Raw genomic sequence first — 15,081 nt, forward strand, 5'->3', positions numbered from 1 at the left:
CAGAATGAAAACACCATACAAGAATATCTACAACGTCTTAAAATTAAACCGGTTTATCGTTTTGGCAGTTTTGGTCCTAGCATTACTATCCAGCACCTTCGCTTTATGGATGGCATATTCCACAAATCAAAAAGCACTAAATAGCGCTTTTGCCATAAATACCGATGGCAGCATTATTCCGCTGAAGCTCGTAACCCAAAAAGAAAATTTTAGGGTTGAAGCCTTGGCACATTTAGACTTGTTCCACAATTATTTTTACAATATTGATGCGAGTAATTATGAAAGTAATTTAAAAAAGGCACTTTGGTTGGGAAACAGTTCTGTGGACAACCTGTATCGTCAGAAAAAAGCAGATGGTGTTTACAACCGTCTCTTACAATATTCGCTTGTGCAGAAAGTGTTGAGCATCGATTCGCAAATAGAAGAACAAAACGGGACGTATGTTTTTAGGACGGTTACTGTTTTTGAAATCAATAGAGGTTCTATAATTGACACTTACGAATTGGTTTCCACTGGAAACCTTATTATGGTGGACCGAAATTTTCCCAACAATCCACACGGACTTTTAATTACCAATTATTTTGAGAACACCCTTAAAAAACTAAATGATAAAAGTTGAGCCGACCTGCCTGACGGTAGGCTGGTAATCGGCATTTAAAAAATATACTCTTATGAAAGTAGAAAAAAACAAAATAGTATTTGCAGCTGTCTTGGCAGTGATTTTCATATTTCTCATTTCCTATTCTGTAATGGTTATGGGCGATGATGTAAGTGAAACGGAAAGCCTGCAACAAACCTTAGTGCCCGATTTGGATGAAAACCAAAAAGAATATGAATCTAAATTAGATGCCATTAATGATTTGAAGGAAGTGCGCGAAAACAATGCACCCAGCATCTACGATGAAAAACTGATTGATTCTTTGGGTTTTTACGACCCAGACTTGCCGGAACGTGAAAAGGAACGCATCGTCGATAGTATTTATGATGCCGGAAAGATTCAATATTCCGAAAAACGCTATCGGAATTTTGGAAGGAAAAGAGTAGCTCAAACGAAAACTTCAACAATTGATTCCGCTGAAATAAAAAGAGAACAAAAAATCGAAGCCAAAGAATTGGGTCTGGAACATCAACTCTTCTTTGCTGCTGCACCCAAACCTAACGAAGTTTCAATTCTCGGTAATACTGACGAAACCATTTACGTCGTCGTGGATGGCGACCAAATTGTTAAGGTTAATTCGAGACTGCGAATGCGGTTGACAAAAGCTGCGACTATAAATGGCAAGTTAATGGCCAAGAATACGCTCATATTCGGATTTATCAGTTTTCAACCCAATCGCGCTTTAATTGAGATTGAGAACATCAAACATCATCCCACTAAACTTAAAGCGTTCGATTTACAGGACGGAAGCGAAGGTATCTATGTAGAAAACAACTTTAGGGCAGAAGCAACCAACGAGGTTCTCGATGATATTATCGGCGACATTAATATTCCCACAGTTCCACAAGTTGGTGGAATCACTAAAGTACTCAAACGAAGAAATCGTAATGTAAAAGTTACGGTACTCAATAACTACAGATTAATCCTAAAACCACGACTATGAAAACAACAGCTTTATTGACAATTGTGTTGATTTTTGCTCTAGCACCTCGACCTTGCTCGGCACAGGCTAAAACGAACTCTCAACAACCACATATACTCGACACCATTTATGCAAATGACACAAAAAACGTCGCTTTGTTCTTTCCTGAACCCATTAGGCAAGGCATAACTGGTTCAGATCATTTTGTATTTACTTACTCTCGGGAAAAAGAACAGTATTTCGGGCTGCTTCAGGCACAGCCTGGAAAAGAAAGTAATCTTTTGGTAGTCAACAAAAATGGTTCGATTTTTTCGTATATTGTAAGGTATAAAAAACAGCTTTCTAAACTCAATTATTTCATTCCACTAACAAATAGTATTGGGAATGAGAAGCCTAAAATAACTGATTCTGTCCAGACAAAATTAGTTGGCAAAAGCATTGATAACAGCACATATTACTATGAAAAATTCTGCTCTTATCTTCTTAGTTTAAAACAACATTTTGGTTATTTTACTAAGCGTAAACAGAGAGTTATTTTAAGTCTTGAGAATATCGTTTTTGATAAAGAACAGCTTTATTTTGTTATTCAGATTAGGAATAATTCCAGTTTGGATTACGATTTGAATTTTTTGAACCTTTCGATTGAAACTCGGCAAAAGGGCAAAAGAAAGTCTTTACAGCGACTGTATCTAGAACCTATTTACACATATAACCTGCCATCTAAAATTGCAGAACACGAAACGGTTCGCTTCGTTTATGTATTGCCCAAGTTTTCATTGTCTAATGACCGCAGGGCAATTTTAGAACTAAATGAAAAAGATGGTGAACGAAATATTGAAATGAAACTATCGCACAGATATATCAATAACCCAAATTAATACCGTTATGAAAAAAATTGTTGTTTGCTCGCTCGTATTACTGTTCCTTTCCTGTGCTGATTCTACAACTAAAATTTCAGGACCAAGTGCCACAGCTCAAATCGTCATCGAAAGTTTTTATGAAAAAGATAAGGAAACCTTAAAAGCACATTCTACACCACAGGCGTATTCCAACTATATGAACACCATAAATATATTCAACGCTACGCCAAAGGATGATTCTAACTTTACTGTTTTGCAAGATACGATTATGGGCAATGTGGCTTGGGTAAAATACACCACAGCATACGATAAAACGCCTGGTGTTTTTAAACTGGTTAAGCAGGAAGGCAAGTGGTTAGCTGCCGCAAGAGGGTCAAAGGATAAAGCACCTTTTTAAAGCAATTATTTCTCTGTATTTATTGAACTAATCATCAGCATCCAAAAGATACTGAACAGCCATAGCTATGCTTTAATTATAACTAAATCAATCAGTGTAACAGATGCAAAAAATACTACATATAGACTGGAAAATCGGTATTAAAAAAGTTACGGACAATAGTGTAGATTTAGTATTGACAGACCCACCTTATGGCATAAGTTACAGAAGTAATAAGAGGAATAACCGCCATAAAAGGATGCCTAATGATAATAATCTGGACTGGCTAAATAGTTGGGTAAAAGAAATAAAACGAGTCTGCAAAGAAGAGGCACATCTCTACGTATTCTGCTCTTGGCACAATGTAGAAGTCTTTAAGTTTTTCCTTGGTAAAGAGTTTAGAATAAAGAACATCTTGATTTGGGAAAAGGAAAATCACGGAACTGGCGACCTGAAAGGCGATTATGCGCCAAAATATGAAATGATATTATTTTGTAGCAATGGAAACAAAAAATTGAATGGTAGGCGTGACTGCAATATCCTAAAATCTTCTAAAACCAAAAACAATAACCATCCTACCGAAAAGCCTGTTGATTTAATAAGCTATCTAATAGAAAAAAGTACAGATCCTGGGGATTTAGTTTTAGATACCTTTGGCGGAAGTTGTTCTACTGCTATTGCCAGCAAGCAAACAAATAGGAACTGTATCGTTTTTGAGATTGAGGCTGATTATTGTAGCAACGCACGGAAGAACTTGGCAGGTACTTCTAAACGGATGTTTGGAATTAGCGATTAACTAGAAAAGTAAAAATTATTTTCTAACACTAGCTTAAAGCCAAATGGTATTTTATAAAGTGTACACTTGATTAAAGAAGAATCCTCATTTAATTATTTTGTTACTGGATAAGCCATTTGACCACCTATTACACCACCTATTGCACCACCTATTGCACCACTTTAATTTATTTGAAAATCGACCTCGCCTCATCATAAACCCTCTCAAAATTAGCAGTCAAATCCGCCTGAGAAAATTGGTTGGATTCGGGTGGAAGCTCTCTTTTAATTGATCGTAATTTAAACTGCACTTTTTTATCCTTCCCATCAGCATAGGTTATAAATTCGCCCTGCTTCAAACGGAAGAAAACATCAGCTCTAATCTTCGGAATTTCCTTTTCGCCAGTTGTGATTCGAGTGTCAAAATCCAAGTTGTGTCCTCGACTTATACTTTTAGTTGGGTCTTTAATAATTTCAAAAAAGCGTTCGTAGTATTTGGCAGTATCTGGGTCGTTTACCTTTCCGAAAAATTGGTAGGACAGATTGCTTAATATCGCCTTGCTTGCTTTATCGCCATACATCATATCGTTCTGGATTTTGTCTTGCATTACATATATGGTCGCAATATCATAACTACGCAATGTTGCCGGAATGCGGTGCATATTTAATAATCGTATGGTCGGTGCTTCTTCCATCAATAAAAATGAAGGTTTAGAATTTCGCACGCTCATTTGCTTTGTGATGGTGTGAATGATAGTAGCGATAACAGGCGAATAAGACGTTTCATATTTAGGATTGTTGACTACCGAAATTATAGCAGGATTATCTTCATTGTTTATATTTAATGGCACTTCGTCTGCAGATAATGCCATAAAAATACGTTGTGTGCTAATTCGTTTCAGCGCATTTGCCAAGGTACTTTTCACACCAGCGGTTTGCCTATCTGAATCCTTTCCGCTAATAAAGGAATCTGCCATTGCCCTTGATGTGGTATTAGTTTCCAAGAATTGGATTAAGCTATCCGTATCAAGATATTGGTAAATGGCAATTAAATGGGGAAGTGTACAGAACTGCGGATAGGTAGTTTTCAGTTTCCAAATCAACCCACCAATCAATCCTTCCGCAGCATCGTTAAAGAATTTTGTCGTGCCGGTTGTTCCGCTTTCTCTTTGTTCCAAAAGGTTTTCAATTAGCACCCGTGAAACCTCATTTACGCTTTCCTCATTCTCTAAATAGCGTGGTGCAATGGGATTTACCCTATGGATGATTTTATCAAAGGAAATGACCTTAAACGGGATATCGCTATCCGTAAAAAGTGGATATGCCATTTCTGTCAATTCAAAGTCTTTGTAATCGTGGATTATTCCGCAAAAACCTTCTTTTTGGAAGTGTTTCAAAAATCCATACACAACACTTTCGGTCTTGCCACTTCCCGCAGAACCGATGACGGATGCACCACGTTTTATATTATCCAATTTGAAATTTCCTTTATTCGTAGAAAAACTGACTTGATATTTGGTATCGCCATTTTGAGGCTTTACGGTTTTGTGCAGAAAAACATACAACGCTATATTAATTAGCATAAGCGGGCAAACCAAATAAAGCATTAGCGGTACTAATTCAATTGTATCTGACATATAGAATATCAAAGTTGAAAGTAGCAGGATATTTAAAAGAAACGCATATCTACTTAGTCGAAATAGCGCATAGAAAACCGTACTGACCAAACCAATAATTGAAAGTATCGTTATTAGATTATCTATCTGCATAGTCATTAGATTCCGATGGAACTTGATTTTATGGCCACTTCTGCGCCACGTCTTAACCGTTTAAAAATCCGAAGTGCGATTTGAGCTTGATTTGTTGGTATAGTCGGAATTACTGGCAATCCTGTTTTGGTAATCATTTTAAAAGTCAATGCTTTTTCATTGGCTGGTAGTTTCATCAAGGCAGCAAAATAAAGATTGGGATTTTTCACAAAATCCTTACGTGCTTTGTAGGTCTCGGCAAAGTTTCGCTTGTAGCCGAATGTCTTATCAAAAGTCTTTTCTGCTTTCTCATAAAATTGGTCTCGGTCAAAACCTCGTTTTACATTCTTACCGTGCATTTCAACTTCGGAAGCTTTGTGCTTGCTTCCTGGGGAAAGACTGACGGAATTGGAAGCATCTTTTCTACTCACGATGATATGGATGTGGCTTTGGTTTCCATCTTTTTTCATTCCTTGGACTATCCGTTTTCCATTTTGTTGATGTGGTGCTTGGCTTTCCAGTTTGGAAATTTCTTTTTTCATTTTTTTAATATTCCCTTCAGCTCGCCCTTCTTGGATTTTTCGGATTTCGGTTTTAAGCTGCAATATTTTTGTAGCATAAGGTTGGTTCTCTTTAATCTGAAAATCTGTTCCTTTAAAGGTGCGTTGATGCTCAATTTTGGCGTAATATTTTATATCATCAATTGTTATGGGTCGTCCGTTTATTTCACGATTGAAGGATGCAACATAATCTTTCATTATCTCTCGAGTATAGGTTTTTAAATCTTGACTGTTGTTCTGCAATTTCTTCAATTCATACTTAGATGGACTGACCGTAATTGAATAAAACTTGGGTTCTTTCTTTTTTAATTTTGCGGTGTTCCCGTCAATTTCTTTGACCACTTCTTCTGCGGAAATTTCATCGCCATATTGATTAAAAAAATGTTCCATTTCAGCTTCCTTTAATCCCTCATTTTCTTTCTCTAAATAGCCCACAAAATCTGCTGAACTCTGACTGTAATTTGCATCCAATTTTTGCGGTGTGATTGTAATGTGCATAACTTAAAAATTTATAGTTCGTTCTTCAAATTTCGCTTCTCTTGGAAACGAACTTTTTTCTTTTCCTCAGTCACTTTTTTCTCTAAAATGAGTGGTTTTTTTTCTGGTTCTTCTGCTTCAAATAAAGATTGAATCATTGCCACCGTAGGTTTGGTTTGCGTCTTTTCCACATCTCGCATTATGGCAATGACCGCATTGATTCTCTTGAGCAGTTTCGCTTCAATGGTGCGTCCTGTCGGTCCTAATTTTTCCTTTGGCGAAATTTCATTATAGAAGAAAAAATCCAGCATTGCTGCCATAGCTTCTGTGTGCGATTTAAAATAAGTGCGTGAGAAAGTTTGGAAACGCTTTGCAGTTTCCTTTTTAAATCTAATTCCGATAAATGAGTCCATATTTCGCCGATTTGTCGCAAAATCTTCCCTAAAAATGGGCGTTCTCAGCCCGTTTGTCGCAAATCGTTGATTGTCAGGATTTTAAAATATATACAAATTGCTGGTAATCAGCTATTTGAAAACGAAAAGAAATCCGAAACATCGCGCAGCGTGTTACCCTCTTGCTATTCCTTTTCGTCACGCGCAAGCGTGACAAAAATCCATACAATCCGGTTGAAAAAACCGATTGCGATTTTAGGAAAATAATTTTCCGATATGTTATTTTTAGATGTGTACGGTTATCGGCGAAAGTCGAAAAGTGGATAACCCTTACTTAAAATTTAATGCTGAATTTCAGCAAGATAAAGATACGCTTTTTTTTGATATGATATTAATTACATATAAAAAACACCCCTAAAATTTAGAGGTGTCTTTTCATTTTGGTTCTGAAATTTATATGTTAAACACATAGGTATAAGAATATAAATTCCGCAGCGCTTCTTCGTCGAGCATCTTGTCCAAATTAGTGTTATGCTTTGTTGCATAATCCATTATAGCCTTGCCATATTTTTCCTTTACATCTTTCTTGGAATTGGCAATTAATCGCTCTTGTGTTTCCTCGTTCAAATCGGTAAAGTTTAGATAAATCATAGTTTCTAAATTTTAGTATTCACTTGGTAACATCAGCGTATCATTTACAAAAAACAACCGCAGTTCATCGAGTGGAAAATCCGTAACTCGGTAGCCGTGTTTTTCCAAAATATTGTCATTGCCATCGCTGTAAATTATTTCGGCTTCGTAGCCTGTAAAATCTTGTTTTTCTTCGGACAATCTCTTAAAGTCGATTGTGATAAATTCGCTTCGGTTCATCAGACTTTTTGCAATTACGGACGTATCAGTAATGAGCCAAAAACAATCCGCTACATTAGCAAGGTATTTTAATCCGTCCGCAAAACGTGTTCTCAATAATGGGATTTGATAGAACATTTCCGTTCCGTGAAAATGTTGCAATCCTTCTTTAATTTCGTTAACTTGTGCTTTCATTTTAATTTGATTTAAAAAGTTAATAATGATAAGAGGGCGCAACTTTCGACGGGAACGCCCTCTTAATTTTTAATGGTTATTTATCGCTATTGCTTCCAAGAAAAAGAACTTCCCTTGCTACAATTTCGGTATAATATCGTTTTTCGCCTTCGTTGGTTTTATAAGAGCGTTGCGCCAGTTTTCCTTCGATGGCAATTTGGTTTCCCACAACTGCATATTTCTCAATAACTGTAGCCAGTTTTCCCCAAGCAACAACACTATGCCAATGGGTTTCCGATTGCTTCTGTCCTTTTGAGTCTTTGTAATTTTCATTTGTCGCCATTGAGAACTGCGCCACAATTTTTCCATTTTCAAGATTTGTAACCTGTGGGTCTTGCCCAATGTTCCCGATTAACTGTACGTGATTTTTAATAGTTTTCATAATAAAAAGTTTAAAGATTAATGATAAAGAGGGCGTAACTTTTGAGAGGAACGCCCTCTTTCATTTTAAGTTCTACTTGTCATTTTTGCTTCCAAGTAAAAGGATTTCATCAGCTACCACTTCGGTAACATACCTTTGGTTTCCGTCATCCGTGGTGTAGGTTCGGGTCTTTAGTTTTCCCGTTATTCCTACTTCTTTCCCTTTTTCTACAAACTTCTCAACGATTTCAGCGGTCTTGCCCCAAGCCACAACGGTATGCCAGTTGGTGTCCGTTTGCTTTTCGCCTTTGCTGTCTTTGTAATACTCGTTTGTAGCAAGTGAGAAGCGGGCTACTTTCTTACCGCTTTCAAGGTTCGTAATGGTTGGCTCTTGACCAACGTTTCCAATTAACTGTACGTGATTTCTAATAGTACTCATAACTAAATGGTTTTAAATGCCCTTTACAGGCTTGATTAATATTTCCCTTTTCAATTCAGATTAAATTTTAAGGGGTGTTTGTTCTTTTCTTTCGTGCATCGCACAATGGATAGAGTGGGTTTTGTCAAGACTTTTAGGGAACAAATCAGGTGTGTTTGCGACGTAGTAAATTCCTTGGAATTTCAAGGAAGTAGATTCCTTATTTTTCACTAAAACTTTGTACAGTCTTGACAAGTTCCATAAGGGCATTAGCAATTCTTTTAAAGCAGGTTACGATTTGAGCGTACCGACAGTTAAGCGAAATGAGTGGCTGGGTTTAATGTAGAATTGGTTATGTACTGCCTGTTTTTCGACGCCCCGAAAAACAATAAAGGCTTTATCCATTATAAACCCCTTAAAATGTGTAAGACAGCGGTTTGGTTTTTAGGGATTTTCGAGGGAAGGCTCAAGAAGACTTCGCCGTAAATCCTGTTAAGAAAACCGAAGTGATGGCTTTCCGATGAAAAGCGGACTTAATTCACGATTTTGGCTCGGGAATAAAGTGTTCCTTCCCAGAGCATCGGGAAGGGTTAACGGAATGAAAAGCTGAAATTGGGGATTGTGTCCAAGATATTTGTAGTGAGGCTCTTTTCCCGAAATGAAGTGGTTGCCTGCCTTTTTCGGCAGGCAGGCGTGGAATGTAGGGGAATGTGCTGAGTGGGTTTAAGATTGTTTTTTATCAAAGATTTTCAAAAATCTCGTTGATTCATTTTTTACTCTATCAATTGATTTTTTGTCTTTTGCAGTTTCAATAAGTGCCCAATATTTAGCTTCGTTCCAAATAAATTCCCTTGTAAGTCCTGAACCACGTTGATTAATAAAGCCCCAGAACCAAAGGTCATCCCAAACTTCCATATCTTCAGAAGTATAGTTTTTCTGTAGAAGTTTATTTATCTTATGGAAATTCCATTTAGTAGATGAGTCAATCCGATGAAAAACTGCTTCAATTACCGCATCGACAGGTAAGAAAATTTTTTCTTTTTGGTTTATCACTTTTGGTGCATCTTCCCAAATTGAATTTTGGAATCCATACTTTCCATTATGCAAATGATAAATGGTTTTGGTAAATAATGCAGAAGTTTTATTGCCCCAACCAGCCTGTCTCAACATACCATAGTAAAGTGATTCGTAATTAGGAACACAACTGTCATTATCTGTTAAAAAGTTGATAAACGTTTTAAAACTGTGCAACTGTGATTTATTTGAATAAACTTTCTGAAAAAAAGAAGCAAGAATATCAATTTTAGGTTGGCTTTGTGTATTCGCTATGTGATGAAGAACTGAATATAATCTATCTTCGAGTGAATCAAATGGTGCTAAAAATAAATTATAAGAATTTGATTGAACTTTTTTATTATAACCCCTGTTTTCATTCAAGAAATGAAACAATGAGTTTAGTTTAGAGTTTATTGATGTATTCAAAACGAATTAATTTTCGAGAATTACTGTTCCATTAGAATTAACCCAATAATGTTGTATCCCTATCTTATTTAGTTCTGGAATAATACTGGCAATTGCTTTTCTTATTTGTTCATCTTCGGGATGTGCAATGGCGATTTTCGCATTTGGGAAAGCAACTTTTGTTTCTAAACATTTAATGATTGCTTTACCTAAATGAGTCTTAATCTGTCCAGAATTGAAAAAATCTCGTCGCTTCGTTGGTGAATCCTTATGAGCTTTTGCACCTTTGACCTCAATAAGCAACTTTTCATTTTTTCTGTTTGCCACAATATCGTACCCTCTAGTTTGACCTAAACAAAAACTCTCTATTTGATATCCCTGTTGAACTAAATAAGACATCAATAATTCAATGGTTCTATTTTCTGTCAGTTTTTCCATTTGAGCCTAAAATTTGGTACAATATAATTAGATTAAAAACAATTACCGATTTTGAAAAATGTAGATGAACTTAAAGTGGACTTAATTCACAATTTTAGCTGGGAATGTAGCGTTCCTTGGCAGCGTAGCGAAAAGGCTTAGCGGAATGGAAAGCAAAATTGGGGATTGTGTCCAAGATTTGTGCAATGAAGCTCTTTTCGCGGAATGTAGAGCTTTCTGCTTTTTCAGCAGGAAGCGTGGAATGTAGGGGAATGTGCTGAGTGGGTTATGAAAGCTGTATTCAATAAAGGTCTAAAAAACACTTTTGTGAGTTATTGATTCAGTCTTCAAAAAGTCCTTTCTGATTTTCAAATAATATCTTCATCTCAGATTTTTCTGCACTTTTCAACCTATCTTTTAAAGCCTTTCTTCTTTTATTATAAATCCATCTTCTCAAATCATTTAAAAGTTTCGTTTCATATTCTGAAAGTTTGCTTGGTGCGATTTCAGTCATTTCGTTCAGTTGGTCATTATTCTTGAACTGAATGGCATATTGAATACCTAACCAAGTGTAAATATTTACCCATTCGGTAGGCATTGGTGCTTCATAAGTTCTAGGCATTATGTATACCAAAGTCTCTGTAAGCGATGCCATTTCTTCTTGTTGCACAGCACATAACAGTCGTGACGGTTTTATGTTTTTAAGTATATCTTCTGGAATTATATCTTGCCAAGCAGACTTAAAAACAATAATGGGACTCGTAAGACAATCCATAAAATTGAAAACGAAATCGTTCATTTGCTTTGTATTTGACTTTGATGTTTTCTTCTGTACTTGTAAAGGTTCGCAGTCGAACCCAAAATCAAGTTGTACCAAATTAAAATTTTCCATAATGTGATATTTTATTTTGAATAATGATTTAAAAGTGTTCGGTAGTATAGCGGATGCTTATCTCTGTAGTAAGCTAAGTGACTTTCCGCACCTTTAATAATGTAGTTTTCACTACTTAATCGATAATGTTCTTCTGCTTCTTGAAGGGCAATGGTTGGGTTTTCAGATACTTGTTTCATAATTCTAAAATTTTAGTTAAACAATATTTGAGCAGAAACCAAACGGAAGATAAAATCTTGGCTCAAAAGGAAACGGAATAAATGAGTAGTGGAAGAAGCGGTGGCTTTATGCCGTAGTCTTTTGATGGAAGTATTTTACGAGTTTACCTTTGCACTGATATTGATTGATTATTATTTTAATCTTAGCGGACTTAATTCACAATTTTAGTTTGGGAATGAAGTGTACCGTTCCAGCCCAGCGGACCAGGTCAACGGAATGAAAAGCGAAACTGGGGATTGTGTCCAAGACTTTTTGAAGGAAGCTCTTTTTCCGGAATGTAGCTTTTTCTGCGTAATGTAGAGAAATGGGCTGAATGGGATTGCAAAACCAAATTTTCAAATCAAAACCTTTGCTAAAAACAGGAAAAAAATCCAGTTTAAGGTACTGGGTAAACCTTTAATCACATCAAGCCATTTCATAGACAGCATCAAACAGTTTTTTGTCCAATCGTTCCTGTTGGGAAAAGCTTTTCTTCAAAGTATTATGAAGCATTTGGTTAAAAGCATTGTAGCCTATCCATAAATTGGGGGCTTCATCGAGCAACACAGCTTCATTATCAAGAATTTCAAGAACTTCACGAGACTTTTTCGAAGGGTCGCTATTTTTATCGCTACACTCGTATCTGAACAGTTTAGTTTTATCCAGAATGGCCTTGACAAACTCTTGTGTATCGATGATTTTAAATTCCTTCATCCTATCGAATTTCTTGGTAATGGTGTAAAACTCATTGTCCAGAAATTTATCGAAGAGGTTGTTCAATCTCGGCATAATAAGGTGCGTATTATTCTTACTATGCTTTATGGAAAACTCTATTTCCGCCTTAGAGACGTGCAATCCGTTAGAACATATTTCTCTGTAAAAGCCAAAGTGGCCAGAGGTCTTTTCACTACCGTCATACGAGTTCTTGAACCGAAGCATCGGCAGTATTAAATCCTTATCGTTCTTTACTGTAAACTGGCTTTTATCATCGATTATGAAGTCGGTAATGAACGACCTATCATTTTTATTGATAGTGCGTTTGTGGAAATTCAGTTGTGCATCGGTTAGCATTTCTTCGGCTTGCTTGAAGAACAATTGATTCGGAATGTGGCCATAGCTGTTCGATACTACATTGACAATTTTTCCATTGGAAATTATGACGTTTTCAAGTCCACGTCGTGATTCCATCTGTGTCAAGGTTTTTAACGATTTCATTTCTGATGGTACGAAGATGTTGTCCAGTTGCAAATTTTGTAAATACATAGCTTTTGAATTTAGATTAAACAATATTTGAGCAGTACCCAAACGGAAGCTAAAATCTCAGCTCAAAAGGAAACGGAATAAATAGTGAAGGTACGAACGGTTTATGCCGTAGTCTTTTGATGGGTGTATTTTACGAGTTTACCTTTGCGTTGATATTGATTGATAACTCTCTATTTTTTAGCTCTCATCGCCAATACAGTATTAGAATAAAAAAGAAGAAGAACCAGCACGAATGCCGACCCTTCTTCAGAACAACAAAAGCTACTCGTTGAGTTCCTGAATTTTCTTTTCAAGAACTCCTATTCGCTCTTTCAAACGTCCTTCACGCTTGCTTCTTTTTTCAGCGTATTCCTTTTCAATACCGGCAATCTTGGATTTGTAAAATCCTTGCAACGCATTGTAGAATGAAATGTTCGTCAGATTATTAACGTGATTGCTTTCGCCAAAATGCACTTGCTTGGTGAGCATATACCGTATCAGCTTATGAAAGATTTCTTTTTTGAATTTCTTCTTGAAATTCTCGACAATTTCAACTTTGGTCATCTTTGAAGTATCGCCCAACAATCCAGAAAAGTATTTTTGTTGGCTCATATAATCCACATTATTTTCAAAAAGTGATATTGAAAAAGCAACCATTTCATCTACCGATAGTGTTTTCTTGGTATTGATATATTTGGTCTCTCTAATCATTTGAACAACTTCTTCAAACTGCTTGTTGTTGTCAATTTGCTTCTTACGAATTTCCCTTTTGTTGATTTTAACGATTTGTTCTTCAGGGGTACAATCCGCCATTTTCCTATCAGTCAATGGTGCCGAATAATCATTTGATTTATTTTTAGGTTTCTCTATGACCTTTACATAAACTTCTTTATTTTGGTATGTTTCAGGATGGAATACGATACCGCTTACAAATCCATTCTCTTGAGCTGAAAAATATATTTCTAATTCTTCTTCATAATCTTGTACAGCTTCCCGTAATTTTCTTTTTAATTCATCATCAGAAAGTTCGTAATGTTGATACTCTGTTTTGATGTCATCAATTGTTGGCTCAATCGAATTTTCAATTATTTCAACATCATCCAGCAAATAGACCTTCAATCCATTCTTTTCCAGTTGGGATATAGTGAGCTGGTTACTCTCATCGTCTGCCCAATACCGTCGTATTTCAGGAATTAACAAGATGTTTTCTTTCTTCGATTTCTCAATCAGGTTCAAGAAAGACTTCGTTTTCTTGGTCTCAAAACAAGCTGACTTGGTACAGACCATTTTATCTTCACCAAACAGATTTCCTTGATTTGCTGCATTGAACGGACATTCTACACAAGACCCAGCTTGTGGCACTAACTCTTTATCTGCGACATCAAAGGATGCTTTTTCCAAATCATAGGTCTGGTCCTTAATCATCCTATTTATCTGGTGTGCATTAAAATCTTCGCCCATCGTTTCCAACATCATTTGCTGTTCTTCGGGTTCAAAAAGTGCGACACCGACACCCAATGAAATGGTCATTTCGCCATTGCGGACAAAGTGCTTAAAGCCCTCTATCAATCCTGCCAGCTTTAGGCGTTGTCTTATAAAGTTGTCTGTTCTGCCCAATCGCTTTGCAATTTCAGCAGGTGCATACTTTTTACTCAGAAAGGCAATTGCTTCGGCCTCTTCGGTAGGTTCAACATCCTGTCTTTGTAGATTTTCAATAATTTGAATTTCCAGAACATCATCGTCCTTATACGTTCTTACAATACAGGGTATCGTTTTCTTGCCAGCTAACTTACTAGCACGATACCTACGCTCGCCCATTACGATGATATAATCTTTTTTGGATTTCCTTACCGTAATAGGTTGTAGTACGCCGTGCTTCTCAATACTTTCTGAAAGCTGTTCTAGCAACTTTTCATCAAACGTTTTTCTGGGTTGCATCGGGTCGGGATTGACCTTTGCAATAGGCAGATTCTCAATTTTAAGTGCCTGGACTTTTTTTCCGTTCACTTCTTTTTTGGCAGCTACTTTTGTTCGAATGCGCTTTTTTGTGGTACTCGCTTTTGTTGTCATAATACTCAAATTTTTGATTAAACAATATTTGAGCAGAAACCAAACGGAAGATAAAATCTTGGCTCAAAAGGAAACGGAATAAATGAGTAGTGGAAGAAGCGGTGGCTTTATGCCGTAGTCTTTTGATGGAAGTATTTTACGAGTTTATCTTGCGGTAATATTGTATGATAATA

18 protein-coding genes are annotated in these 15,081 nt (G+C 36.4%); 5 read left to right on the forward strand and 13 right to left on the reverse strand.

Annotated elements, in window-relative coordinates:
• Positions 1 to 4: 4 nt before the first annotated feature.
• The 5 genes from BM239_RS01155 (at position 5) to BM239_RS01175 (ending at position 3,612) form a co-directional block, all read left to right on the forward strand.
• Positions 5 to 619 carry a conjugal transfer protein TraK gene (locus BM239_RS01155; RefSeq protein WP_092205817.1) on the forward strand — a complete coding sequence of 205 codons (615 nt, stop codon included), beginning with the start codon at positions 5 to 7 and terminating at the stop codon, positions 617 to 619.
• Positions 620 to 671: 52 nt separating this feature from the next.
• A complete protein-coding gene (gene traM / locus BM239_RS01160; protein ID WP_092205818.1) occupies positions 672 to 1,601 on the forward strand; it encodes a conjugative transposon protein TraM in 930 nt (309 codons plus the stop codon).
• On the forward strand, positions 1,598 to 2,458 hold the full coding sequence (locus tag BM239_RS01165) for a DUF4138 domain-containing protein (protein ID WP_092205819.1): 861 nt from the start codon (positions 1,598 to 1,600) through the stop codon (positions 2,456 to 2,458). The genes traM and BM239_RS01165 overlap by 4 nt, the downstream gene beginning before the upstream one ends.
• A 7-nt stretch (positions 2,459 to 2,465) precedes the next feature.
• Positions 2,466 to 2,837 (forward strand): hypothetical protein, encoded by a 372-nt coding sequence (locus BM239_RS01170; RefSeq protein WP_092205820.1) that lies wholly within the window; start codon positions 2,466 to 2,468, stop codon positions 2,835 to 2,837.
• A gap of 103 nt (positions 2,838 to 2,940) precedes the next feature.
• On the forward strand, positions 2,941 to 3,612 hold the full coding sequence (locus BM239_RS01175; protein WP_092205821.1) for a DNA-methyltransferase: 672 nt from the start codon (positions 2,941 to 2,943) through the stop codon (positions 3,610 to 3,612).
• Positions 3,613 to 3,778: 166 nt separating this feature from the next.
• Here BM239_RS01175 and BM239_RS01180 read toward each other — a convergent pair whose 3' ends face one another.
• The 13 genes from BM239_RS01180 to BM239_RS01235 form a co-directional block, all read right to left on the reverse strand.
• Positions 3,779 to 5,359: a type IV secretory system conjugative DNA transfer family protein gene (locus BM239_RS01180; RefSeq protein WP_092206739.1), complete on the reverse strand. Its 1,581-nt coding sequence runs from the start codon at positions 5,357 to 5,359 to the stop codon at positions 3,779 to 3,781.
• Positions 5,360 to 5,364: 5 nt separating this feature from the next.
• A complete protein-coding gene (gene mobB, locus BM239_RS01185) occupies positions 5,365 to 6,396 on the reverse strand; it encodes a MobB family relaxase (protein WP_092205822.1) in 1,032 nt (343 codons plus the stop codon).
• 11 nt (positions 6,397 to 6,407) lie between these two features.
• Complete coding sequence (locus tag BM239_RS01190; protein WP_092205823.1) at positions 6,408 to 6,788, reverse strand: BfmA/BtgA family mobilization protein; 381 nt, start codon at positions 6,786 to 6,788, stop codon at positions 6,408 to 6,410.
• 432 nt (positions 6,789 to 7,220) lie between these two features.
• Complete coding sequence (locus tag BM239_RS01195) at positions 7,221 to 7,418, reverse strand: hypothetical protein (RefSeq protein WP_092205824.1); 198 nt, start codon at positions 7,416 to 7,418, stop codon at positions 7,221 to 7,223.
• Positions 7,419 to 7,430: 12 nt separating this feature from the next.
• A complete protein-coding gene (locus BM239_RS01200; protein WP_092205825.1) occupies positions 7,431 to 7,811 on the reverse strand; it encodes a DUF6876 family protein in 381 nt (126 codons plus the stop codon).
• A gap of 76 nt (positions 7,812 to 7,887) precedes the next feature.
• Positions 7,888 to 8,232, reverse strand: a complete 345-nt coding sequence (locus BM239_RS01205; protein ID WP_092205826.1) for a single-stranded DNA-binding protein — start codon at positions 8,230 to 8,232, stop codon at positions 7,888 to 7,890.
• 72 nt (positions 8,233 to 8,304) lie between these two features.
• Positions 8,305 to 8,649: a single-stranded DNA-binding protein gene (locus tag BM239_RS01210; RefSeq protein ID WP_092205827.1), complete on the reverse strand. Its 345-nt coding sequence runs from the start codon at positions 8,647 to 8,649 to the stop codon at positions 8,305 to 8,307.
• A 702-nt stretch (positions 8,650 to 9,351) separates the two neighbouring features.
• Positions 9,352 to 10,110: a hypothetical protein gene (locus tag BM239_RS01215; RefSeq protein ID WP_143094865.1), complete on the reverse strand. Its 759-nt coding sequence runs from the start codon at positions 10,108 to 10,110 to the stop codon at positions 9,352 to 9,354.
• A 6-nt stretch (positions 10,111 to 10,116) separates the two neighbouring features.
• Positions 10,117 to 10,527: a protein NO VEIN domain-containing protein gene (locus BM239_RS01220; RefSeq protein WP_092205829.1), complete on the reverse strand. Its 411-nt coding sequence runs from the start codon at positions 10,525 to 10,527 to the stop codon at positions 10,117 to 10,119.
• A gap of 319 nt (positions 10,528 to 10,846) precedes the next feature.
• Positions 10,847 to 11,281: a hypothetical protein gene (locus tag BM239_RS01225; RefSeq protein WP_143094866.1), complete on the reverse strand. Its 435-nt coding sequence runs from the start codon at positions 11,279 to 11,281 to the stop codon at positions 10,847 to 10,849.
• Between the two features lie 128 nt (positions 11,282 to 11,409).
• A complete protein-coding gene (locus BM239_RS15360) occupies positions 11,410 to 11,577 on the reverse strand; it encodes a hypothetical protein (protein WP_177208956.1) in 168 nt (55 codons plus the stop codon).
• 445 nt (positions 11,578 to 12,022) lie between these two features.
• Positions 12,023 to 12,859: a DUF932 domain-containing protein gene (locus BM239_RS01230; RefSeq protein WP_092206740.1), complete on the reverse strand. Its 837-nt coding sequence runs from the start codon at positions 12,857 to 12,859 to the stop codon at positions 12,023 to 12,025.
• Between the two features lie 261 nt (positions 12,860 to 13,120).
• Positions 13,121 to 14,908, reverse strand: a complete 1,788-nt coding sequence (locus BM239_RS01235; RefSeq protein WP_092205831.1) for a ParB/RepB/Spo0J family partition protein — start codon at positions 14,906 to 14,908, stop codon at positions 13,121 to 13,123.
• Positions 14,909 to 15,081 lie beyond the last annotated feature (173 nt).

Origin of the sequence: Algorimicrobium echini, assembly GCF_900115185.1 — a bacterium.
Lineage (GTDB): Bacteria > Bacteroidota > Bacteroidia > Flavobacteriales > Flavobacteriaceae > Algorimicrobium > Algorimicrobium echini.